20 protein-coding genes are annotated in these 23,213 nt (G+C 46.4%); 12 read left to right on the forward strand and 8 right to left on the reverse strand.

Annotated features, from left to right (window positions below; all coding sequences use genetic code 11):
* Positions 1-1,329 carry a response regulator gene (locus QUA80_RS19475; protein ID WP_333426751.1) on the forward strand — a complete coding sequence of 443 codons (1,329 nt, stop codon included), beginning with the start codon at positions 1-3 and terminating at the stop codon, positions 1,327-1,329.
* Between the two features lie 130 nt (positions 1,330-1,459).
* Here the strand turns inward: QUA80_RS19475 and hpsU are convergent, their stop codons facing one another.
* A complete protein-coding gene (gene hpsU / locus QUA80_RS19480) occupies positions 1,460-2,137 on the reverse strand; it encodes a hormogonium polysaccharide biosynthesis acetyltransferase HpsU (protein ID WP_333426752.1) in 678 nt (225 codons plus the stop codon).
* A 55-nt stretch (positions 2,138-2,192) separates the two neighbouring features.
* Between hpsU and QUA80_RS19485 the strand changes: the two genes are divergently transcribed.
* Complete coding sequence (locus tag QUA80_RS19485) at positions 2,193-2,987, forward strand: cation diffusion facilitator family transporter (RefSeq protein WP_333426753.1); 795 nt, start codon at positions 2,193-2,195, stop codon at positions 2,985-2,987.
* Positions 2,988-3,027: 40 nt separating this feature from the next.
* Positions 3,028-3,636 (forward strand): hypothetical protein, encoded by a 609-nt coding sequence (locus QUA80_RS19490; protein WP_333426754.1) that lies wholly within the window; start codon positions 3,028-3,030, stop codon positions 3,634-3,636.
* A gap of 134 nt (positions 3,637-3,770) precedes the next feature.
* Here the strand turns inward: QUA80_RS19490 and QUA80_RS19495 are convergent, their stop codons facing one another.
* The gene (locus tag QUA80_RS19495; RefSeq protein ID WP_333426780.1) at positions 3,771-4,706 is read right to left on the reverse strand and encodes a glycosyltransferase family 2 protein; all 936 of its coding nucleotides are present in this window, start codon (positions 4,704-4,706) and stop codon (positions 3,771-3,773) included.
* Between QUA80_RS19495 and QUA80_RS19500 the strand changes: the two genes are divergently transcribed.
* On the forward strand, positions 4,615-4,827 hold the full coding sequence (locus QUA80_RS19500; protein ID WP_223300923.1) for a hypothetical protein: 213 nt from the start codon (positions 4,615-4,617) through the stop codon (positions 4,825-4,827). The two genes, QUA80_RS19495 and QUA80_RS19500, sit on opposite strands and share 92 nt — an antisense overlap.
* Position 4,828: 1 nt before the next feature.
* On the opposite strand, the gene QUA80_RS19505 is transcribed toward QUA80_RS19500, so the two are convergent.
* Positions 4,829-5,797 (reverse strand): glycosyltransferase family 2 protein, encoded by a 969-nt coding sequence (locus QUA80_RS19505; RefSeq protein WP_333426755.1) that lies wholly within the window; start codon positions 5,795-5,797, stop codon positions 4,829-4,831.
* Positions 5,798-6,106: 309 nt separating this feature from the next.
* On the opposite strand from QUA80_RS19505, the gene cobU reads away from it, so the two are divergent.
* From cobU to QUA80_RS19520, 3 genes are all read left to right on the forward strand, one after another.
* A complete protein-coding gene (cobU, locus tag QUA80_RS19510; RefSeq protein ID WP_333426756.1) occupies positions 6,107-6,679 on the forward strand; it encodes a bifunctional adenosylcobinamide kinase/adenosylcobinamide-phosphate guanylyltransferase in 573 nt (190 codons plus the stop codon).
* A 277-nt stretch (positions 6,680-6,956) separates the two neighbouring features.
* Positions 6,957-7,379: a hypothetical protein gene (locus QUA80_RS19515; protein WP_333426757.1), complete on the forward strand. Its 423-nt coding sequence runs from the start codon at positions 6,957-6,959 to the stop codon at positions 7,377-7,379.
* A 77-nt stretch (positions 7,380-7,456) separates the two neighbouring features.
* A complete protein-coding gene (locus QUA80_RS19520) occupies positions 7,457-9,526 on the forward strand; it encodes an AarF/ABC1/UbiB kinase family protein (protein WP_333426758.1) in 2,070 nt (689 codons plus the stop codon).
* Positions 9,527-9,604: 78 nt separating this feature from the next.
* Here the strand turns inward: QUA80_RS19520 and QUA80_RS19525 are convergent, their stop codons facing one another.
* Positions 9,605-10,714: a hypothetical protein gene (locus tag QUA80_RS19525; RefSeq protein WP_333426759.1), complete on the reverse strand. Its 1,110-nt coding sequence runs from the start codon at positions 10,712-10,714 to the stop codon at positions 9,605-9,607.
* 474 nt (positions 10,715-11,188) lie between these two features.
* Here QUA80_RS19525 and QUA80_RS19530 point away from each other — a divergent pair, with 474 nt between their 5' ends.
* Both QUA80_RS19530 and QUA80_RS19535 read left to right on the forward strand, forming a co-directional pair.
* On the forward strand, positions 11,189-11,479 hold the full coding sequence (locus QUA80_RS19530) for a hypothetical protein (RefSeq protein WP_333426760.1): 291 nt from the start codon (positions 11,189-11,191) through the stop codon (positions 11,477-11,479).
* A complete protein-coding gene (locus tag QUA80_RS19535; RefSeq protein WP_333426761.1) occupies positions 11,472-11,618 on the forward strand; it encodes a hypothetical protein in 147 nt (48 codons plus the stop codon). The genes QUA80_RS19530 and QUA80_RS19535 overlap by 8 nt, the downstream gene beginning before the upstream one ends.
* A gap of 118 nt (positions 11,619-11,736) precedes the next feature.
* Here QUA80_RS19535 and QUA80_RS19540 read toward each other — a convergent pair whose 3' ends face one another.
* The 3 genes from QUA80_RS19540 to QUA80_RS19550 are packed head-to-tail and all read right to left on the reverse strand — an operon-like array spanning position 11,737 to position 12,466.
* Positions 11,737-12,057, reverse strand: a complete 321-nt coding sequence (locus tag QUA80_RS19540) for a DUF5615 family PIN-like protein (RefSeq protein WP_333426762.1) — start codon at positions 12,055-12,057, stop codon at positions 11,737-11,739.
* Between the two features lies 1 nt (position 12,058).
* On the reverse strand, positions 12,059-12,277 hold the full coding sequence (locus QUA80_RS19545) for a DUF433 domain-containing protein (protein ID WP_333426763.1): 219 nt from the start codon (positions 12,275-12,277) through the stop codon (positions 12,059-12,061).
* 33 nt (positions 12,278-12,310) lie between these two features.
* Positions 12,311-12,466: a hypothetical protein gene (locus tag QUA80_RS19550; protein ID WP_333426764.1), complete on the reverse strand. Its 156-nt coding sequence runs from the start codon at positions 12,464-12,466 to the stop codon at positions 12,311-12,313.
* 250 nt (positions 12,467-12,716) lie between these two features.
* On the opposite strand from QUA80_RS19550, the gene QUA80_RS19555 reads away from it, so the two are divergent.
* The 3 genes from QUA80_RS19555 (at position 12,717) to QUA80_RS19565 (ending at position 14,922) form a co-directional block, all read left to right on the forward strand.
* Positions 12,717-13,094 (forward strand): DUF433 domain-containing protein, encoded by a 378-nt coding sequence (locus tag QUA80_RS19555; RefSeq protein WP_333426765.1) that lies wholly within the window; start codon positions 12,717-12,719, stop codon positions 13,092-13,094.
* On the forward strand, positions 13,091-13,483 hold the full coding sequence (locus QUA80_RS19560) for a DUF5615 family PIN-like protein (RefSeq protein ID WP_333426766.1): 393 nt from the start codon (positions 13,091-13,093) through the stop codon (positions 13,481-13,483). The genes QUA80_RS19555 and QUA80_RS19560 overlap by 4 nt, the downstream gene beginning before the upstream one ends.
* A gap of 314 nt (positions 13,484-13,797) precedes the next feature.
* Entirely contained in the window at positions 13,798-14,922 is a 1,125-nt protein-coding gene (locus QUA80_RS19565) for a hypothetical protein (RefSeq protein ID WP_333426767.1), read from the forward strand.
* Between the two features lie 157 nt (positions 14,923-15,079).
* Here QUA80_RS19565 and QUA80_RS19570 read toward each other — a convergent pair whose 3' ends face one another.
* The gene (locus QUA80_RS19570) at positions 15,080-22,780 is read right to left on the reverse strand and encodes a hypothetical protein (RefSeq protein ID WP_333426768.1); all 7,701 of its coding nucleotides are present in this window, start codon (positions 22,778-22,780) and stop codon (positions 15,080-15,082) included.
* Positions 22,781-23,213 lie beyond the last annotated feature (433 nt).

A 23,213-nucleotide genomic window follows, 5' to 3' on the forward strand; every position in this document is an offset into this window, starting at 1 on the left:
ATGACTTCAGAAATTCAAGCAAAGGGTACGATTCTTATAGTTGATGACAATTCAGCTAACTTGGGTGTCTTATCTGATGCCTTAAGCCAAGAAGGATTTGAAGTTCGGGTTGCGAAATCTGGAAAAATGGCACTAGAGCGAGTTAAATATGCTCTACCAGATCTAATCTTACTAGATGTCATGATGCCAGAGATTGATGGATTTGAAACCTGTCGTCGATTACAGGCTAATCCAGAAACTAAACAGATTCCCATTATATTTATGACTGCGCTCTCGGATACCGCTAATAAAATTGAAGGGTTTCAGCTTGGGGCTGTAGATTATATTACCAAACCCTTCCAACAGGAGGAAGTATTAGCTCGCGTCAAGCTGCATTTAAAGCTTCATGTTCTAACTGAGAAATTAGAAGAAAAAAATACATTGTTGAAGCAAAAAGTTTTAGAAGTCAGCCAAGCCTATGAAGATTTACAACAAATGCAACTTAAGTTAATTCAAAGCGAGAAAATGTCCGGATTAGGGCAAATTGCGGCTGGCATTGCTCATGAAATTAATAACCCGATAAATTTTATCTCTGGCAATCTGGGTTACGCCCAAGAGTACGCTCATAACTTACTAAAAATTATACACCTCTATCAAGAAGATTATGTAAATCCTACCCCTCGGATTCAAGCAGCTATGGATGAAATAGAACTAGAATTTGTGGAGGAAGATTTTATCAAAGTTCTTAACTCAATCAACTTAGGAACGCAGCGCATCCAGGAGATTGTCAAGTCTATGCGAATCTTTTCTCGCCTCGATGAGGCAGACTTGAAAGCAGTAAATATTCATGAAGGAATTGATAGTACACTCACCATCCTGCATCATCGTTTTAAAGCAAAACCAGAGCACCCTGAGATTAAAGTAGTAAAAAATTACGGTCAGCTTCCACCAGTAGAATGCCATGCCGGACAAATCAATCAAGTGTTCATGAATATTCTTTCCAATGCCATTGATGCTTTGGAGGAATCTAATCAGCATCGTTCGTTTGCCGAAATCAAACAACACCCAAACCGGATTCAAATTTCTACAAAAGTAATTGACGAGAATTGGGTGGCTATTTATATTAGTGACAACGGTCGGGGAGTTTGCGAAAGCATTGAACAGAAGCTATTTGACCCCTTTTTTACTACCAAACCTATCGGTAAAGGAACTGGGTTGGGGTTATCTATCAGTTACCAAATTATAGTTGAAAAACATGGTGGTCGATTATACTGCCAGCCTGTATCAGGAAAGGGAATAGAATTCGTCATTGAAATTCCAATTCGGCAACAAGTTGGTAAAGCTACTTAAGCTGTTGGGTATCTAAATTGTATTTTTTGGGCGGGGTTTCTGGCCCAATCCCTACTCCCCACAAGACTTTTCTTAAATTTGACTGTACAATTTAAATGCACTTCAGCTTAATTTGCTGGTACAAGGTCTCTTACGAACTTTTGTTAATTTCTCGCTGACAGCGGGGACGACAGGGTGTTCCCGTGCAAATAAAGCTTGCAGGCATATTTTCAAAGACGCTGCTGCGAGCTCCGATTAAAGCGTTAGCACCGATTTCGACACCAGGGCCAATGAAGCAGTCGGCGGCAATCCAAACGCCGTTGTTAATAGTAACAGATGCTGTTATTAAGCCAAAGGCTGGGTCTTGGGAGTCGTGAGTGCCGGTGCAGAGGTAACTTTTTTGAGAAATTACGCAGTGTTTGCCGATCGCAATTCGATCGAGACTGTACAATACAACATCATCTCCGATCCAACTGTAATCGCCGATTTCAATTTTCCACGGATAGGTAAAACGAGCCGTGGGGCGAATGAGTACACCGCGACCTATTTTCGCTCCAAATAACCGCAGCAGCCCGCTTCTGATGCCGTTAAAAGGGTGTGGAGTGAGAGGAAATGCGATCGCCTGGACGAACCACCACAGCAAAATTAGCCAACCGGGCTTTCCTCGATCGAACTTTGATTGGTTGTACAGCCGCAAATCAACTAAAGATTCCCCTGTCAAAGTATTTGCGCGCTTGTCGCTAATTGGACGATCGTTTATTTCAGGATTTGGGGAATTTGCGATCGGCTTTTCCGGTTCTTGGCTCTGATTTGGTATATAATCGGTCATTGATAGTTAATTTAATGTTTAATTTAAAATTGAGTTTAACCTTAAGGACTGCTGCATGACATTTCCAGTTAGGGACAATTGTAACTTTGAAAACGCCAAGCATCTCGCACAAGGCGAGAATCCAAATCCGAAAATTTCCAAAGTGCGGCTGTTACAAACAGCATTGGTACTGCTTAGCAGCTTTTTTGTCGCAGAGTTAATTGCCGCACTTAATTCTCATAGTTTGTCCTTATTAGCAGATGCGGGTCACGTTTTTTCAGATGTAGCAGCTTTAGCAATAACTTTGACAGCGACTTGGTACTCCTCAGTAAAAAGCAGTAAACCTGTAGATTGCGCGATCGCACAATCGCCAATTCCTGAACGAGGAGAAATCATTGCTGCTTTAATTAATAGTATCAGTTTAGTTGCGATCGCCCTGTGGATAGCCGCCGAGTCGATCGCCCGCTTGCTGTCCCCAACCCCCGAAGTAGAAGGGCTGCCGATGTTAATTACCGCCATAGTCGGTTTAAGCATCAACTCAATCAATGCTTGCTGCTTGCATTCCTGCTGTCACGGCGACTTGAACCTCAAAAGCGCGTTTCTCCACGCAGTTGCCGACATTTTTTCGTCGGTTGGAGTAATTTTAGCTGCGATCGCCGTGGCGTGGCTGCACTGGAATTGGGCAGACGGCTTCATTAGCTTGCTAGTCTCTGCATCAATTATTTTATTAACTCTACCGCTGCTAATAGAAAGCATCCAGTTGCTGCTGGGAAAAGTATCAGCAATATCCGCAACTCAACAGCCTTGCGACTGCGAAAAAGTGAGCGCAGAAAAATTGCTTTTTCCATCACTCGAAGAACTCATCAAATAACATCTCTTCATCTGCCATAAACCATAGAGATAGATAACTAATGTCATACAGTGATTTTACTTTAAATCGAGTCACAAAAGACTTTAATTTAACCATTGCCGAGCGCTCTAATATTTTCACAGAAGTTTCAGAATTAACACCAAGCGATTTTCTCCAAGAAACCCTGCGCGATAATCTACCTTTAGCCCTTGGTAGCAATACGGAAAAAGCGCGATCGGAATTAATTATTGCTCCAATTCTAGTGGAACTCAGAAAACAATTAAATTATCAAATTAGCTGGTTTTCGGGTATTGACTTTAGTGTGGATGCCAGTAAAGGATTAAACGGCAGTTGTGATTTTATCATCAGTAGATCGCCGGAACTTTTATTTGTTAGTGCGCCAGTTATTGCCGTCGTAGAAGCTAAAAAAGAAAATATTTTGGCGGGTTTGGGACAATGCGTAGCGGAAATGTTGGCAGCGCAAATTTTTAATGAAAATGAAGGCAACGAAATTCCTGTGATTTACGGTACCGTTACCACCGGCACTAACTGGAAATTTCTGAAATTAACAAAACAGACGATCGAAATTGATTTAGTCGAATATTTTATCAACGATTTAGGTAAAATTTTAGGTATTTTAGCTAGTGGCATTCACTCAAGTATTAATTAGGTCAAGAAACCCGGCGGTTGAAATCGCGTCTTGTCAAACTTTCGTCCCTCTCTAAGAAACTACGAGAGACTCGGCGGTTGAAACCCTTTCTGCACAAACTTTCGTCCCGATGGTGCGCGGACTCAGAGGGACTCTCACGGCAATTTCACTTCTGTCTCCTGACTGATAACTACTGACGGCGGCAGAGGCGGCTGAGATTCTGCCACATTCAACTGACCGCCACAACAGCGCAACTCGTAAAGTTTTGCATTAATTTGATACTCATATTGGCTCAATAACCTTGCATAAATATAGCCAGCTTTTCCATCCAAAAAGCCTAACTGAATAAAGTAAAATAAAATAAATCTGAGCATTGGTTTACAAGGCAGCCACACCCAAACTTTTTTGAAAAATCGCTTTCGCTGAACCGCATCTCCAAATAAGTAAGCGCCAATAGTGCCGCTGTCGTCGCGCCCTTCAATAATATTGTAATAAACGCGAGCTTCCCAATTAGAATAGCGGTTGTGCCGTTCTATCCAGTGAAATAAGTCGCGGTAATCCTCGTGGATCATGTCATTTTTTAAGTAGCCGACTTGACCGGCTAAAATGACGTGTTCGTGAACTTCGTTGTCGCCAGTATTAGGGACGGATTCAGTGCCGAGATTTTCGTAACGGCCTTTTTGATGCTTGAACAAACGCAAATTCCAGTCGGGATATCGGCCGCCGTAACGCAGCCACTGACCTAAAAATAAGACTTTGCGGTTGAGGTAGTAGCCGTCAAAATTGGGATCTTCGATCGCCCGCGCGATTTCGTCCCAAAGTTCCGGGGGAATGCGTTCGTCGCAATCGACAATTAATACCCATTCGTTGCGAAAGGGCAGATTGTCCAAAGACCAGTTTTTCTTTTTCGGCCAGCGGTTGTCGAAGTAGAATTGCACTACTTTTGCGCCGGTACTGATGGCAATTTCTACCGTGCGATCGCTGCTTTGGGAATCAACCATGAAAACTTCATCCGCCCTGGCAATGCTTGCCAGACACGCAGGTAGATTAAGTTCTTCGTCTTTTGCCGGAATGAGAACTGAAACCGGAATCTTGGATGAACTAGATGTCATAATCGAGTGCTTGAACCTGAATGCGGTCGAGTTTTGGTGGATGAAGTGCGATCGGCACAGCCGCGCCGACGACTTGAGCAGTGAGGGATATTGCCTATAGCCTAATGCCTGCTGGTCGATTTCGGTGCAAAAATTAGGCCGCGGATGGCTGCACTCAAATAACCGATTTGACCCCAGGCAAAAACGAAATTTTCAAAACGCAGCCCCGGATCTCTAATGTATTTAAAAGACTTCCAGACACCCCTCAATATTCTTTCACCCCCTCGCCAAAGCTGAGCAATACCGGCTCGATCGGACAATTGTTCCCGATAACACTCGCTGATGCCTTGCCACCACCCGCGGTCTAGGAACCAAGCTTTGTTTAGCCGTTCTGCGGCGACACGGTGAAGCACCTGGGCCTCGGGCAGATAAACTACTTGCCAACCTAGCTCTAATGCTAGTTCTGTCGCGCGCAATTCTTCATTTGACAGCAACTTTTTGCCGACTCTACCGAGTTTGACATCGAAGCCGCCAATTTTTTCGAGAAAATCGCGCCGGATCGAGTAGTTTACACCCCTGGGAGTCAAACCTGCAGCAGTCACGTACAGACAAGTATTGCCTAAATCGTATTCTCCCAAGTTCTGGGCTAATCCCGGTGACAGCCATTCGGGCGGGCTGACTCCAGAAGGCCAGAGCAAATTGACTTTGCCGCCAGCTACGGCGAGTTTTTGATTGCTTTGATAAGCGCTGTGCAGCACCCTGAGCCAATTCGGCTCAGCAATAGCGTCGTCGTCGAGATAAGCTAATATTTCGCTGCTAGCTTGCTTAGCGCCGGTGTTCCGGGCTACTGACAGACCGATTTCGGGTTCCCAGACGTACTTGAGGCGGCGATCGCCCAGCCTTGCTTCTACCACCTCGCGGGTGCGAGAAGTGGAACTTTCGGGACTCGCATAATCGCTAGAAGCGTTATCCACTACTACTACTTCAAAGTTGTCGGGAAAATCCTGTATCAGCAAGCTGTCGATCGCTGCACCTAGATAGGTGTGACGATTGTGGGTGCAAATTATTGCTGATATCTGAGGGTCTGGCATAAATAACAGCTTGGGAAATACTGGGGCTTGCGATCGACTTACTTTGATATTGTCTCATCAATGCTATTATCGCTTAAAAAGCATTTGGTAGTTGGCAGTTTAAATCATAATTGGTAATTGGTAATTGACAATTGGCAATTGGGAATTATGTTTAATCCTTTGTATGCGATCCCTGCCAAAGAACGGAGACAAGCCCGCGACATTAGTCGCCAGCAGCCCAAAAATTTTAACCAAACTTCAATCTCCCAAAATCATTTGTTGTGGAGTAAATCTAAAATCTAAAATTTAAAATCTAAAATCCGTTAACTAATGACTAACTCAGAACCCACCACATCGAGACAATTAATCTTAGTAACTGGACCGGCCAGAAGCGGCAAAAGTGAATGGGCTGAAACTCTGGCGGCGGGTTCTGGAAAACAAGTAATCTATGTGGCTACCGGTCGCGTTGATGAAGCCGATTTGGAGTGGCTTCGCCGCCTCGACAGGCACCGAAATCGCCGTCCTGTGAATTGGACAACTCTAGAAGTGCCGATCGAATTATCGGCAGTCGTGCAAGCCGGCAAGCCCTCAGATTGCTTGTTGATTGATTCCCTGGGAACTTGGACGGCAAATCTTTTGGAAGAAGAAGCTGCTGTTTGGGCTACTGCACAGCAAGATTTGCTCGCTAGTTTGAAGTCGTCGGCGGCTGATGTAATTTTGGTAGGGGAAGAAACCGGATGGGGCGTTGTGCCTGCTTATCCGGCGGGGCGGCTGTTTCGCGATCGCCTCGGCACTCTCGTGCGCCGCATCGGGGCGATCGCCGATAATGTTTATCTCGCCACCGGGGGTTACGCCTTGAATCTCAGCGCTTTGGGTACGCCGCTGCCGCCCTTGAAAAGTTAACAGCCGGAGTCGCAATTGACAAGAGAGAAAAAATCTCGGTTTCCCGACGGACAATTTTAACTGAAAATTAGGTATAATTTTAAGTAATATTGAAAACTCAAGAGTCACAGAAATTAGTCAAAAAACACACTCCCTAGGGAGAAAAGCCCAACAATTTGACATGAGGAATAGCCAAATTTTGAAATAATGTAAAAGATCAAATGTCTCTTAAGAAAGAGTGCTAATTTCAAATTCAAAGTCTAAAATCATCAATTAGTTGAAGGGTTGGCTAAAAATTATGGCATCAGAGAGTGAAGTGAGAAAATACATTGCTTACTGGTTTCAGTTAGGCAAAAAAGTATTCATTCGCAACGGTTCCGAAGCACTGCTGCCCGAATCGGTAATTGCGGGCGATCGCTACAGCAGCGAATTTGAAGACTGCTGGCAAAAAATCATTTCCCCCGACAGCGGAGACTGCTACCTGCAAGGCACAAACGAAACAATTTCCCAACTGCTGACACCAGCATGGGAAATCAGTCCCTGCGCGCGCTGTGCAATGCCCGTAGTGTTCCAACAAACCGGAATGCCACCGGAGTCCTGTCCCTGTGACGACTTAGCAAACTGGCCCGATACCGAAATTCCCCAACCTCGATCGCCAGTCAGCAACCAACTGCAACTGTCAGGAATTCGCGATCGGCTCAAAAGATCCAGCGGCGAGTAAGTATATAAGAAGGAAGAAGGGTATTCTTCCTTAAATTGTTACAATATATTTACAATGCTTCACACTAGGTCTGATTTATGAATGTCAAGACAGTATCGCCAGCCTCCCCGCAAACTTATACAAATTCAGGGACTCAGGCTGTACTCGGCAATCTCCAAGATGCAAACACAATTCCCCTGCAAGCAGTACCAGTATCGCTAGAGACGGAGATCGTAGCGGACGATCGGCTCAAATCCGCCAGAGACATAGCTTTCGAGTTGGCCGGAGATACTGTTCGGTACGATCCAGTGGCGATCGCAGCCCTGTACCGAAATCGACCTCTACAAGTCTGGGGAAGGCTGTCGAGCGTTGTTTGGACATTTTTTAGCTTTGCCTTCAGTGTGTGGTTCGACGGCAAAACAGGTCGTACCGCCACCAACCAAAAGCGTCGCGCCGTCCGACTGCGAGAAATTCTCGGCCAACTCGGCCCAGCTTTCATCAAAATCGGACAAGCACTCTCAACACGCCCCGACTTAGTACCGCCAGTATATTTAGAAGAACTAACAACGCTGCAAGACCAATTGCCAGCATTTCCCAACGAAGTAGCATATCAATTCATCCAAGAAGAATTGGGCGCCCACCCCAAAGACATCTACGCAGAAATCAGCCCCGATCCGATAGCAGCAGCATCTCTGGGACAAGTCTACAAAGGCAAACTAAAAACCGGAGAAACAGTCGCAATCAAAGTCCAGCGACCGGGTTTAGCCGAAAACATCGGCTTAGATATCTACATCCTGCGGCGCCTTGCAGTTTGGGCACAAAACAACTTCAAAATAATTCGCAGTGACCTCGCAGGCATTATGGACGAATTGGGCGAGCGCATTTACGAAGAAATGGACTACACCCACGAAGGTCACAATGCCGAACGGTTTGCCCAACTATACGGACACATCAAAGATATTTACGTTCCCAGCATCTACTGGGAATATACCCGCCGCCGCGTCTTAACCATGGAGTGGATCACCGGCATCAAACTCACGAATTTAGAAGCCGTTAAATCTCAAGGAATCGATGCTCCTTACTTAATTGAAGTGGGCGTGCAGTGCTCTCTCCGACAACTTCTAGAACACGGTTTCTTTCACGCCGACCCCCATCCCGGCAATCTTTTGGCAACTCCTGACGGTCAGTTGGCTTATCTCGATTTCGGGATGATGAGCGAAGTTAAACCTTATCAGCGGTACGGCTTGTTGGAAGCTGTGGTGCATTTGGTGAACCGCGACTTTGAAGGTTTGGCAAAAGATTACGTGAAGTTGGAGTTTTTAACTCCCGACACCGATTTAACGCCCATTATTCCAGCTTTGGCCGGCGTATTTAACAATGCTTTGGGTGCTAGCGTTGCCGAACTCAATTTCAAAAGCATTACTGACGAGCTTTCGGCGGTGATGTACGAATATCCTTTCCGAGTTCCAGCTTACTATGCTTTGATTATTCGATCGCTTGTCACCTTAGAAGGGATTGCCATCAACGTTGACCCCGAATTTAAAGTGTTGAGCAAAGCTTATCCTTATGTGGCAAAACGGCTGTTGAGCGACCCCGCACCTGAATTGAGAGCATCCTTGCAAGATTTGCTGTTCAAGCAAGGCGAATTCCGCTGGAACCGCTTAGAAAACTTGCTCAAAAATGCCCGCAAGAGTGACGACTACGATGTCAGCAAACTCTTGAACCAAGCATTAGAATATTTATTTTCCGAAAGAGGAGATTTCATTCGCGATCGTATTGTCCTCGAATTAGTCAAAAGTCTCGACACGCTTTCGAGCAATGCTTTTGCTAACGCCAAAGCAGTCGTCGGCGAATGGTTTGGAGTCAAGGCAAATCAACCTGTGGTTTCACCAACTGAACAAAAAAACTTAGAACACATCAAGCGGATTTGGGATATTTTGCAATCAACTCCCGGTTTTGACACGATGAAAGTATTGCAGCTAATTCCGCAGTTGTTGGTGAAACCGGAAGTGCAGAACATGGGGCAGAAAGTAGTCGGCGGTTTAGCTCAAAGAGCAGTTGCTAGGGTAATTCGCGAGTTCTTGCTTTCCCAGGAACCGGCAGCAATTCCAGAGAATGGAAGCTATGCTAAAACTTCGCCTCAGTTGTCTTTACCTGTGGCGAAGTAGTTTGATTGGGCGTTTTTTGACCGCAGATATTAGCAGATAAACACAGATGAACGCAGATGAAATTTCGTCTGCGTTCTTTTAATTAAGCTTGAATCCTTTAGCCGCTAATTGCTGGCGGAGACTTTGAATTATTACGCGATCGAGAGTATTCTCACCGCTATTGGTACTAGATTGGCGCTGTTGTTCAATATATGCTGCACGCTTTTGAGATAAGTCGCGGATCGTCTTTTTAATCGCTTCTCTTTCGGTTTTCTTTCCAGCTACATATGCTCTTTTTTCTGTTAGCGTCATCCCTCGCATGATTTCTGGTAAATTATCATCTGATATTGCCTCTAGTTTAACTGTTCCGTTTTCGAGAGCATCCAGCAAGTCCCAAGAAGCATTATCATAGTATTCAGAAGCTTTTGAGCTACTACGCGAAGCAAAATTTGTGCCAGCATTACTATCTTCAACTGCTTGACGTTGTTGTCCTATTCTTCCTTCTCTACCGTAGGGAATGTAAGTTTGGTTGAGTTTAGTATTCCAAGTAGAAATTTCGTCGTCGTAAGGGGACTTAATTACCACAATTTGTTGGTTTTGATTAATGTTGAAGGTACTGCCTTTTGCTAAATCTGCTCCTGATGCCCAAAGTTGTCGCTCCTGACTTTCGGCTGAACCACAGTAGATTGTATTAACGAGGGTATCTCCTTTGACAGCGAGATTGACAGATTGATTCCAAAGTATTGGGCCCTGATCGAATGGTTCATTACCCGCAATAAAAATCACGCGAAAATCTTCCTGATTTTTACTCCAGTTTAATTCTTGCATTGCCGAACGAATTACCCAGCCAGCATATTCTTGACCGCCGTTGGTTTTGATACTAAATAGCTTTTCGGAAACTAAATCTAATTCACGAGTAAATCCAGTTAATAATCTGACAAAACCTTCGGAGGAAGGTAAGCTGTCATTACCATAATGGTACAGAGCAACTTCTAAATCTGGTACTTCGCCATCTTTGGTTACTTTAGTTAAAAAATTAACAACTTGCCAAAGTTGAGTACGAGTCTGGTCAATCAGTCCATCCATGCTATTACTAGAATCTAAAAGGATGGCTATCTGAATTTTTGCTTTGGCGAAAGCTGTTGTGGGAGAACACAAAATACTTAGGGTTAAAGCTGTAGTGAATAAAATTCTAGTTAGTTTCTGCATGGAATTTCCCCTACAAAATGATTTTTTACCAATTATAGTCAGCGATCGTATAGATTTAGTTCCTGGCGTCAAGTAACTTGTAACAAGACTTTACATTTGCGATTAATTCAGTAGAGGACTCACGCACTCCGACGAAAGAAACCGGGTTTTTTACCTTGGGTGTGGACTGCAACGTTCTAGCAGTTTTGTTAATGCTGCATCAGGAGTTTTATAGTTTTCTAAATGAACGCGGTTTAGGGAAACAACTACTTGTATGTGGTGGTACTTTCGGGCGTGAATCGATATTCAGCCATCGGTTTTTCCTTGCTTTTCGTCACAAGAGTAATAGGTTTTTCCGTGACATCTTATTATGGGTTAGAGTTGCTTTTGGGAAAATAAAACAAATTTACTGAATTAACCGCAACGATCGCCCTGCTTGTCCGTGGGCTATCATAGAAGGAGTCACAGAAAAGCCTAGCGATCGGGAGTCAACCTATGCAAGCAATCCTGTTGAGCAGTGAAGAAGTTGCGAAACGTGCCTATCGAATCTATGAGGGCGGAATTCGTAAGAAGGTTGAGATAGAGGAAAATATTGGCAAAATGGTCATCATCGACATTGAGACAGGTGATTATGAAGTCGATAAAACTGGATTGCAAGCAGCTAAAAACCTCCAAGCAAAGTCTCCGTATGCACGACTCTTTGGCATCCGCATCGGCTATAATGTAGCGGCTTCTTTCGGCGGTGTGATGGAGCGGGTGAGTAGTGATTTCCGGTATTGTGACTGATAGACACGCGATCGTCTCGCTGACATTTCTCTTGGTGAATGGTGCAACCTTCCCGATCGAGTTTGTCATCGATACAGGCTTTACGGATCGTATTTGCCTCCCGCCAGAGGCGATCGGGGTGGTTTATTTTTTGAATTAAAGCAGACAACAAGCTGTTCAGAATGTTCGGAGTTAAACCACAGATGTGCGGGATAAGCCAACTAGGAATAGTATTGTACCGCTCAGTCAGTAGGGTGGACACTGCCCCACCTCTATTTCTATGCACTGACTGTAGTAGCTTCTCCTTTAGTCGCTGTAGCTAAAATAGCTAAAATCTTTGGCACCAAGGGCTTCAGATCCGCTAGACGGTTGGATGATGCTTGCAGAACAATGACCGCAATATCAAATTGTGGCAGGTTTTGTTCAAACGATAAGTTGCGATCTACAGTAATAAAAACATCGAACTCTACTTGTGCAAGGGCAAGAAGTTGACTGTTCTTTACCCCTGCCCATCCCATTTGTGGGACTGTTTTCACCTCGCAATCGGGAAAGTCTCTCGCAAGTTTACGATCGATGCACTCATCCAACAGGATCTTCATGTTATGCCACCATACCAATAAGCTCTTTGCCTGCCTCTTCTAGCAAGGTGATAACCTGCTCTTTGGTTACAGTGGGAAATCCATCTAAAAAATCGTCGATCGATTCTCCCGCTTTAAGGTAGTCCAGAAGCGTTTGAACAGGAACCCTAGTACCAGCAAAAACTGGAGTACCGCCCATAATTTCAGGAGATGCGCTAATGATTGAGGAGTTCTTAAGCATAGGTTTTTGACCTCCAGATTCTGTAGCTATAGTTTACCAATTCTTGTGGGGTAGAATCTTGTGGGATAGCTTGTAAGTCAAGCAAGTCTCTGCCTTGGCTTGAAAGACTTTGAAGACAGCATCCAACTCGCCTGCGCGGCCCTCGATCGACGATCTGGCGATCGTCACCCGCGAGCGCAAAGACTTCATTGGTAGCAACCTCCCCATTTACTTCCCCACAGAACTCTTAAACCAGCTCTAGCAGAAAAATATCTAAAAAAATTCCTAACTCCGAGCATATGGATCGTCAACCTCAAATCTCAAATCGATCGAGGTAATTTACGTAAGTTTATAAAATCATGTCACTTTTTCTCACCGACAGGGCGATCGGGGTGGTTGATTCTTTGAGTTAAGGTACAGCAAGAGGTACGATAGAAATAAATCCTAGGAGGTCATGAGTATGGCTTCGGCATCCAACGGGCAGTCAGCTATTATCCGTACAGAGCGTGGACTCACGATTGCTGGCACACGCACTAGCCTTTATGATGTGATCGATCTCTTGAAGGCTCATTATCCTCCTAAACTGATTCGTGACACGTTTAACCTCACGAACGCACAAATTAATGCAGCTTTGTCCTACATTGAGGCAAATCAGTCTCAAGTCGAGGCTGAATATCAGGAGGTTCTTCAAAACAGAGAAGAAATTCGTCGGTACTGGGAAGATCGCAACCGCGAACGCTTTGCTCGAATCGCAACAATGCCACATAAGCCAGGGCAAGAAGCGTTTTGGGCAAAGCTTGAGGAGCACAGAGCGAGACGTACTGCACAAAAACAATGACTTTCTTAGTTGACTACAACCTCGACGGTTACGCGCTGATTTTTCTCGGTATATTAGCAAAACGTGGTTGGCTAGAGTTCCAATCTGTCCAATTTGTCACCTTTAGAGAGGCCGAACTGTCAATGGAAAGTAGCGATCGCGTAGTCTGGCGTTATGCTCAAGAACATCAGATGATGATCCTCACTGCTAACCGAAATATGAAGGGTGAGGATTCGCTCGAGCAGGTTATGCGGGAAGAGAATACAGAGAACTCGTTTCCAGTGTTGACGATTGGGAATCTCGATCGTTTGAGTGAAGCTGAATATCGAGAGCGTTGTGCTGAACGGCTAATCGAAATCGCTGTAGATCTTGATAATTACAAAGGGGTTGGTCGGCTGTTCATTCCATGATATTGTCGGCTACGCTTAAGAATATGGAACGCCAACCTCAAATCTCAAATCGATCGAGGTAATTTACGTAAGTTTACAAGATCGTGTTACTTTTTTTCACCGATAGGGCGATCGGGGTGGTTGATTCTTGGAGTTAAAATCAAAGCAGACAACAAGCTGTTGAGAATGTTCGGAGTTTAAACCGCAGATATGCGGGATAAGCCAACTAGAAATGTAATTGTACCGCATCTGCGGTACAATTATAAGTTAGGTAGCTTGAGCCGCTAGCTAGGGCAATACGATAAACTTACTTGTTGAGAGTAAAATATAGGTGAATGTTAGTGGCGCTTTTCAGTCGGCTCCTAAGTCTCAATACAGGTAGTATTCCGCTAGAAGATTTCTTCACTGAGTTGGTCGCTTACCTCTTCAGTACAGATAAGGAAATTCTCTATTCTTGGCTCAAGAATTTAAACTTATTAGGTACAAACATTTGTTTGGATGCCTATGTTTCAACACAGAGAGAGTTTGAGCCTCTTGAGGATCATCGTTTAGCTAGCCGCCCAGATATCTTAATTGAGCTAGTAGGCACTAAAAGTCGTAGCATCATCTTTGTCGAAAGTAAAATTGGCTCTCAGGAAGGCTACGAACAGCTTTCAAGGTATGCCGAGATTTTGCATGGAATTTCAGGGTTCCAGCACAAATTTCTTTTGTACATTACTCGTGATTTTGAGCCAAAAGATCAAGAAGATATTTTCAAGAATATTTCTCAATCTACCGTTCAGTTCAGGCAATTGAGATGGCATCAGTTCTATCGATTTTTGAAATCTCAGGCAGACACAATGCTTGTTCAAGAAATTGTGACATTTATGGATGAGTATCGCATGGCACATAACAATCAGTTCTCTTCTATTGACGTGATTGCGTTAGCAAATTTCACAAAATCACTAAAACTTATGGAAGAGACAATGTGGGGAGAAGTCAGTCAGCGCTTTGAGAAAGTTCTGGGAGCAATTAAGCAAAGGTCTACAGCTCTTACCCAGATTCAATGGCATGGGCGATATTTAATGACTGCCTCAATGTCAAGTGGAAGATGGTGGTGTGGTCTAGGCTTTATTCTAAAGACATCACATTTAACTGATTACCCAATAGTACGTCTCGTACTTGAAGTAGATCCTAATTCACCGCGTCGAGCAGAAATTATTGAAGCGATGAAAGATGTTTGCGAACAGTACGGTTGGAAGGGTTATAACTTAGATAGCTCAAAAGACTGGGCAGGAATAGTTCGAGACAAAAGTTTACAAGACTTTCTTTCTGAAGAAGATCATGTGGTAGCTATCAAAAGTTTTTTCCTGCAAGCACTAGATGAGTTAGAAAAGATCAAAGATCAGTATTCAAAACTTCCTTGGGTAGCAATTCAAGGCAATGGAGAAAGTTCTGATGATGCGTTGCCAGCTACCTAACAAATCGTTGCAACGGCGGAATAAAGACAATCGGTGAGGATGCCAGGGTACTAACCGCCGTTGAACTCAATCGTTATACCGCAAAAACTGCAAAAAACCCGGTTTTTTGAAGAAACAGGGTTTTTATTTATTCGATCGCCCCCAAGCAACTCTACAATTACTTGGTAGTAGTGCCACTTAAATTGCTATTTGTTGGTAGCTGAACGGGACTTGGATTCGCACTAACTAAGAGGTTAGCTTCATTACCAGAAGGATTAGCATTAGGATCGATCGCACCACTAACACTCGCGGCTTGCAAAGGAATAATTGGCTGAGTTTGAGCGCTGGTTAGAGATGTTAACAAGCTGTTAGAGTCGTAGATGAGAATGTCATCATCGATGCCATTAAAGCTATTCATCGTTGGAATTGAACCGCCATTCAGCAAGATGTCATCGGTAGTAGTTGTGACAGAAGTTACTGTCAAACTACCTGGATTAGTAGCTGTTGTTAGCGGTGGGAAACTTATGGCTGCTGGTGCAGTAGTCGTGCTGTTTGGCTGACTAATTGATGCAGTAGTCGTGCTGTTTGGCTGGCTAATTGATGCAGTAGTCGTGCTGTTTGGCTGACTAATTGATGCAGTAGTCGTGCTGTTTGACTGGCTAATTGATGCAGTAGTCGTGCTGTTTGGCTGACTAATTGATGCAGTCGTGTTTGATAAGCCAGCGGTAGAACTGTTATCAATCAACTCATCATCCTCACTATCAACAGGTTCGCCAGTTAAAGAATCGACAGGCGAAGGAGTATTGAAAACTCCAGGCAGCGGGTCTCCGGGGGTGATGGAAATAAACCGAGAACTGTCAATTGTATTGACTTGAGTATCTTTCACCCAAGCTAAATGTTCGCCGGTGCCTGCGATGCTAATCAAGGCATCGTTAGTATAATTTTCGCCGCCTTGAACGATTTCCAATTGGTCAAAAGTGAGGTCTTGTGAGAGTCCGAAGTAATCGCGATCGCCCTGGAAGTAGAAAATGTTATCAAGTCCCGAACTTGGTGATAGCACAAATATGTCAGAACTGCTGCCTCCAATCAGCGAATCTTGACCGTTTCCGCCCTTGAGCACGTTGTTACCTTCGCCGCCGTAGAGACTGTCATCGCCATCGTTACCGTTCAGGCTGTCATTCCCACTGCCACCGTTTAAGAAGTCGTTGCCGTTTCCGCCATCGAGGGTATCGTTGCTGCTGCCGCCGTCGAGACTGTCATCGCCTTCGTTGCCCAAAAGGTTGTCGCTGCCAGCTTCCCCGGTTAGCAAGTCGTTGCCGCAACCGCCGTCGAGGGTGTCGTTACCGGCACCTCCCAGCATGGTGTCGTCGTCGCATTCACCAAACAGCAAGTCGTCGCCGTTGCCTCCTCCCATCAAGTCGTTGCCGCTGCCGCCTGCGAGTGTGTCGTCGCCGGAATCGCCTGTGAGGATGTCGTCGCCGGAGTCGCCGACAACCAAGTCGTTACTCGCGCCGCCGTCCATCAGGTCAATTTCGTCGCCACCGTAGAGAGTGTCTTCGCCGACTTCGCCCAACATCGTGTCTTGCCCTTCACTGCCAAACATCAAGTCGTTGCCGGCGCCTCCGAAGAGTTTGTCGTCATCGATGCTGCCGTCAATTTTGTCGTTGCCGGCACCTCCTAATAATTGGTCGTTGCCGGTACCGCCGAACAGTTGGTCGTTGCCCGCGCCGCCGTCGATGGTGTCGTAGCCGGAACCGCCGTCGATTTTGTCTTCGCCTGCTTCTCCAAAAATCAGGTCGTCGTCTTCGTCGCCCCAAATGTTGTCGTTGCCGGCGTTGGCGTTGATGAAGTCGTTGCCGGCTTGAGCCCAAATGTTGTCGTTGCCGTCGCCGCCGAGAATCGAGTCTGCGCCGGAACCACCGTCGATGTTGTCGTTTCCGGTTTGTCCGAGGAGGGTGTCGGCTGCATCGCCACCGTAGATTTGGTCGCTGCCGCGACCGCCATCGATGAAATCTCGGTCTTCTCGGCCGTAGAGTTCGTCGTCGCCGTCGTGGCCCCACAGGGTGTCGCTGCCTGTCCCAGCATCGAGGAAGTCGTTGTCGTCGTTACCTTCGAGGCTGTCGTTGCCAGCTTGACCGAAGATGCGATCGCGCCCTTCTCCCCCTGCTAAAGTATCGTTGTTAGCGCCGCCGTCGATGTAGTCGTCGCCGCTGTTGCCGTCGGCGATGTCGTTGCCGTCATTTCCGAAAATGCGATCGCGCCCAGCGCCGCCAGTTAAGCTATCATCGTCTGCGCCGCCTTCTAAGTAGTCGTCGCCATTGTTACCGGAGAGAGTATCTTTGCCGATTTGGCCGAAAAGTCGATCGGCCCCTTCGCCACCATCAAGGCTGTCATTGCCCGATTCACCCCGCAGAATGTCATCTCCGGTTTGTCCTAACAGCGTATCCTCGTTATCTCCACCCCACAGTTCGTCGTCATCGGCATTGCCTTCTAAGAAGTCGTTGCCTTGGCGGCCGTATAATTTGTCACGGTCGTCATTGCCGGAGAGAGTATCGTTTTCGGTTCCGCCGTCCACGAAATCGTCGCCTGTTCCGCCAGCTAGAGTATCATCACCGCCTTCTCCGTAGAGACTGTCATTATTTTCGCCACCGTCGAGTTGGTCGTTGCCGAAACCGCCGAACAGGGTATCAGTACCGGATTCTCCCAGCAAGTTGTCAGCGTCGTCTCCTCCCCAAAGAGTGTCGCTATCGTCGCCACCGAGGAGGGTGTCGAGGCCGGATTGACCGTAAATTCGATCGCGCCCTTCGTTCCCCTGAAGCAAATCATTGCCCAAACCGCCGTCAACAATGTCATCGCCGCGGTTGCCAAGAACCGTATCGTTGCCAGCTTGTCCGAACAAACTGTCGTTATTTTCACCACCGTCGAGAATGTCGTTACCGTCGCCACCTTCGAGGGTATCGTTTTCAGTACCGCCGTCGAGGGAGTCGTTGCCGAGTTCCCCAAAAAGTCGGTCTGTTCCTGAGTTGCCTTCGAGGATGTCATCGCCACCGAAGCCGTAGAGAGTGTCGCTGTCAGCTTGACCGAGAAGGGTATCGTTACCGTCGCCTGCTAAGAGTGAGTCGTCGCCGAAACCGCCTTGCAATAAGTCATTGCCAGCTTGACCGAACAAGGTGTCTTTGCCGTCGCCGCCGTAGAGGGAATCGTTGCCTTCTGCTGCATCGAGGATGTCATTGCCAGATTCCCCAAACAAGTTGTCATCGCCGGCTTTGGCTGATAAAGTGTCATCGCCTTGACCTCCCCACAGATAGTCATTGTCACTTCCGGCATCTAAAATGTCTTTGCCGTCGCCACCGTAGAGGGAATCGTTGCCTTCGCCAGCATCGAGGATGTCATCGCCGTTTTCGCCGTAGAGGTAGTCGTCGCCCGCTTGGGCTGATAAAGTATCGTCGTCTTGACCACCCCAGAGGTAGTCGTTGCCAATTCCGGCATCGAGAATGTCTTTGCCGTCGCCGCCGTAGAGACTGTCGTTGCCTTCTGCTGCGTTGAGTGAGTCGTTGCCCGCTTCGCCAAACAGTTTGTCGTCGCCTGCTTTGGCGTATAAAGTGTCATCGTCTTGACCACCCCAGAGATAGTCGTTGCCGATTCCAGCATCGAGAATGTCTTTGCCGTCGCCGCCGTAGAGGTTGTCGTTTCCTTCTGCTGCGTTGAGTGAGTCGTTGCCACCTTCGCCAAACAAGTTGTCGTCGCCGGCTTTGGCATATAAAGTGTCATCGTCTTGACCACCCCAAAGTTGGTCGTTGCCAATTCCCGCATCGAGAATGTCTTTGCCGTCGCCGCCGTAGAGGTTGTCGTTGCCTTCGGCTGCATCGAGGCTGTCGTCGCCCGCTTCGCCGTAGAGGTTGTCGTCGCCTTCTTTGCCGAGGAGGATGTCGGCATCGTCGCCGCCGTAAAGTTGGTCGTTTCCGAGGTCGGCATTTAGGGTGTCTTTGCCGGTACCGCCGTAGAGATAGTCGTTGCCTGTTCCGGCATCGAGGGTGTCTTTGCCGGTACCGCCGTAGAGATAGTCGTTGCCTGTTCCGGCATCGAGGGTGTCGTCGCCGGCATCGCCTGCGAGAGTGTCGTTGCCGGCTTCGCCGATGAGGGTGTCTTGGTCGTCGCCGCCGGAGAGTTCGTCGTCGCCGAGGCCGCCGTAGATGAGGTCGGTGTCTGCTTCTCCGTAGAGTTTGTCGTTTTCGCCTTCGCCGTAGATGGTGTCTTTGTCTTCGCCGCCGTACACAAAGTCCTCGCCAGCGCCGCCGTAGAGTAAGTCTTTGCCTGTTTCGCCAAAAATTGTGTCGTTGCCGTAACCAGCGTCTCCGGCAACGGTGTCGTCATCGCTACCGGCGTAGATTAAGTCGTCGGCATCGCCACCTCGGATGTAGTCTCGACCGGCTTCGCCGTATAGGGTGTCTCGGTCTTGATTGCCGTAGATGCTGTCGCCGCCTTCGCCGCCGTAGATTAGGTCGTTGCCGAATTCGCCGTAGAGTTGGTCGTCGCCACCGAGTCCGTAAATGCGATCGTCCCCAGCATCGCCAGTAATAACGTTAACGGTATCGTCGCCGGTAATATTATCGTCATGCCGAGAACCGGCGACGTTTTCAATGTCGGCAATTTTGTCTTGGTCGCCCCAACCGTCGATCGCATCGCCTGTTTGTAAATTGACAGTAACGCCGTTGGGGTCGCGGCGGTTGCTGAGAATGTCGATACCTTCTCCGCCGTAAAATGAGTCATTGCCGGCATTGCCAATTAATAAATCGTTGCCTTCTAATGCCCAAATTCGGTTATCTTTTTCGTTGCCAATTAAGATGTCTTCAAAGCGAGTACCGATGATGTCTTCTAAGTTTCTTAAAGCATCGGTAGTGCCAAAACCGTCTTTACCAGTACCAGCGGCAATTTCAAAATCCCGTTCGAGTTCGGTGTAATATTCGCTGGGATTAACTGCGGTAACGAATTCTTTGAAACGTTGCTTGGTATTAGTTTCGTAGTCGCTATTTTCGTCAATATTAACGATAACACCACTGGGAGAATTGATGTAATTAACGAGATCGACTCCTTCTCCCCCGTCAATTAAATCATCGCCGATTTCTCCGATTAACGAGTCATCGCCTGTACCGCCAAATAATTCGTCGTTGCCAGCGTTGCCGTTGAGAGTGTCATCGCCGGCTTGGCCTAAAAGTACGTCGTCATCAAAGCCGCCAAACAGGGTATCTTTGCCGTCGCCACCATCGATGTAGTCTTGACCTTGACTGCCGAAAAGGTTGTCTTCGCCTGCTTGTCCGTAAATATCATCGTCGTCGGCCCCGCCATCAATAATGTCTTGGCCGTCGCCACCTTCCAGCCAGTCATTGTTTTCGTTGCCTTGGATGATGTCGTTGCCGGCTTGTCCGTAAATTCTGTCATCTCCGGTATTGCCCAGAAGCGAGTCTTGGCCGCTGCCGCCATCGATGAAATCGTCATCGGCGTTGCCTTCTACGGTGTCGCTGCCATCTTGTCCGTAGAGGATGTCGTTGCCTTCATTGCCTTGGATGAAGTCGCGGCCGCTGCCACCTTCGGCGTAATCTTCGCCTTGGTTGCCTTGGATGATGTCGTTGTCGGCGCGGCCGTAGAGTTTGTCATCGCCGCTGCCTCCGAGAAGGATATCGTTTTGGCTGCCACCGTCGAGGATGTCGTCGCCTTCTTCACCAAAAAGTTGGTCGCTGCCAGCTTCGCCGTAGAGTAAGTCGGCATTTAATCCACCGTAAAGTTGGTCTTGGTCTTCGCCACCGTATAAAGAGTCGTTTCCGGCTTCTCCTTTTAGCAAATCATCGCCTTGTTCGCCTCGCAAATCGTCATTTCCAGCGCCACCATTGAGGGTATCTTTGCCTGTTCCGCCGTAAAGAGAATCGTTGTTTTCTTCTCCTTTTAAGTCATCATCTCCTTCTTCGCCATAAAGTTTGTCTTCACCTTGGCCGCCGTACAAGAAATCATTTTCGGTGCCACCGTAGAGAGTGTCATTGCCATTTTCTCCTCGGAGGTCATCGGCACCTTGTTCGCCGCGAAGTTCGTCTTCACCATCGCCGCCGTAGAGGAAGTCGTTATCTTGACCGCCGTAGAGGGTGTCGTTGCCGTTTTCTCCTCTTAAATCGTCACTGCCTTCATCACCTCGGAGGTCGTCATTGTCATCGCCGCCGTAAGCTTTGTCATTACCCGTACCACCGTAGAATGTATCGTCTCCTTTTTGTCCCCAAAAAAGGTCGTTTTCGCCTTGGCCGTAAAAGATATCGCTGTAGTCGCCGCCAGTCATTTCATCAGCAAAATTTGAGCCGCTGATGATTTCGATATTGCCAAGGATATCTTCAGTACCGAAACCATCCTGAACTTTGTAAACATCGGAACCATCCAGCATCATGGTTGCTTCAACCTTGATTCCACTTAAGCTACTGGAGTAATCAGCGGTATCAATTCCTTCTCCTCCATCGAAAAAGTCGTAGCCGGAGTCACCTCTTAATTTATCGTTGCTGCCTCCACCTCGCAAAACATCGTTGCGATCGCCTCCTACCATTTCATCATCCGTTTCGCTGCCTTCCATCCAGTCATCATCTGTGGTTCCGGCAACACTGGCTTGACCTGGCGCTTCGATCGCTGAATTGGGAAAGTAGAAACCCTGAGAGTGAAGGTTGTAGACTGTGTTTTTGAAGTAACTTTGAACCTCCGATCGACTTTGATAATTTTCGATGAGATGCGAATCACCTAAGCCGCCAATGCTAGGAAGCATACTAAAAATCTTGACAATTTTGTCCCAGAAAAACGGATCTGAGTCAAATTGCAGTAACGGAACTGGATCGCCAGGATTTTTAATATTGTTTTCGGCCACACTATTCCCTTTAAAAGAGTGAATGCCACCCGCATAAAGATAACTTGTCGGCGAACCCAACGCTAATACGCGAATGCGATTGCTGCCCCCAGCATTCATATCAATGAGTCCATCTTCTAGGAAAAAGTTTCCCTGAGAATGACCTAGGAGAATCAAGGAATTATTTGAATTTTCAGATAGCCAGGTTTGAGCATCGTTTGTCCAATTATTAATATTTTTGAACAGTGGTTTATTGTCCCAATATTGCTTCATCGCTTCCTTGATATCTTCGGGCGCAGCGTAAATTAAACGATCTATGAAAGTATCGATTGCCTCCCCATAAACAGGAATAAACTTAATTGCATTTTTCACAAAATCAAATATTTGAGCGGTAAAATCAGGATCTTTTAGCGCATCTTTAGGACTATCGAGCTTGATAAACTTCTCTGCTAGCTCCCAACCTGATTTGATAACTTCAAAGACATCCAAGAATTTCGAGAAATTATCGAATATTTTTCCGATGTCGGCGCCATTTTTCAGTTTTTCCAAATCTTTTTTAAGCTCAGTAACATCTTCCCCAGCATTTTGCAAAGTCTCTATTTTTTTTTGTAAATCATTGTATTGGTCTACCTTGCCTTTAGCTAACTCAAATGGCAAATCTTTAATGGATTCGATGATATCACCCACTAAAAATTTGATAATAAAAACTCCTATATCAGCCCAATCATTTCCCGTACTATCCGAAGTATTGCGGTACTTAACATCGAGATTGATAGCACCTTTTGAGATGGAATCAAAATTTTTAAGAAGAACATCTTTCTGATGTTGTCCGGCAGGAGCCAAAAGATTGCCATGAAAATTCCAAATGCCATCAAAACCTCGAATATCTTTTTTATATTTGTCTTCGACTGTCCTGATTCCATTAAGATATACCACAGAAATTTTTCCAGACTCTTCAAGGCGTTGGTTCCAGACTGCATCGAAATCAAATTTTTTAGTAGTAGCCATGATAATTGTCCTCGCGTGGTAGATACAATGTGTTCTGAAAATTGACAAAGCGACTCTATCGACAAGCCCGATCGCACTTTCGTACTCTCTAGCTGTCGTATATCCGTCATTTACCCAAACTGAAGTCTCGCGAAGCGCGTGAAGCAAAGCTATCCCGTAGGGAATCGCACTTCAACTCTGTTGTCGCAATTACTGACTCAAATCGACTCAATAAATGCAACCGTGGCAATAGACTAAACCAACATCGGAAGAACCCCTTTCCCATATCCGTTGGGAATTTGGTTCGGATTTCGATCGGGAAGTTACGGGCGATGCGACTTTTGAATAACTCTCAACAAGTGCGATGAACTTCGTAATTTCCCTTCTGTATATCTATCAGGGTGAGCTCAGTGGTTTTATGCAAAACTCTCAAGTTTTTTTTGATAAAGTTTTG

Origin of the sequence: Microcoleus sp. F4-D5, from assembly GCF_036704885.1 — a bacterium.
Lineage (GTDB): Bacteria > Cyanobacteriota > Cyanobacteriia > Cyanobacteriales > Microcoleaceae > Microcoleus.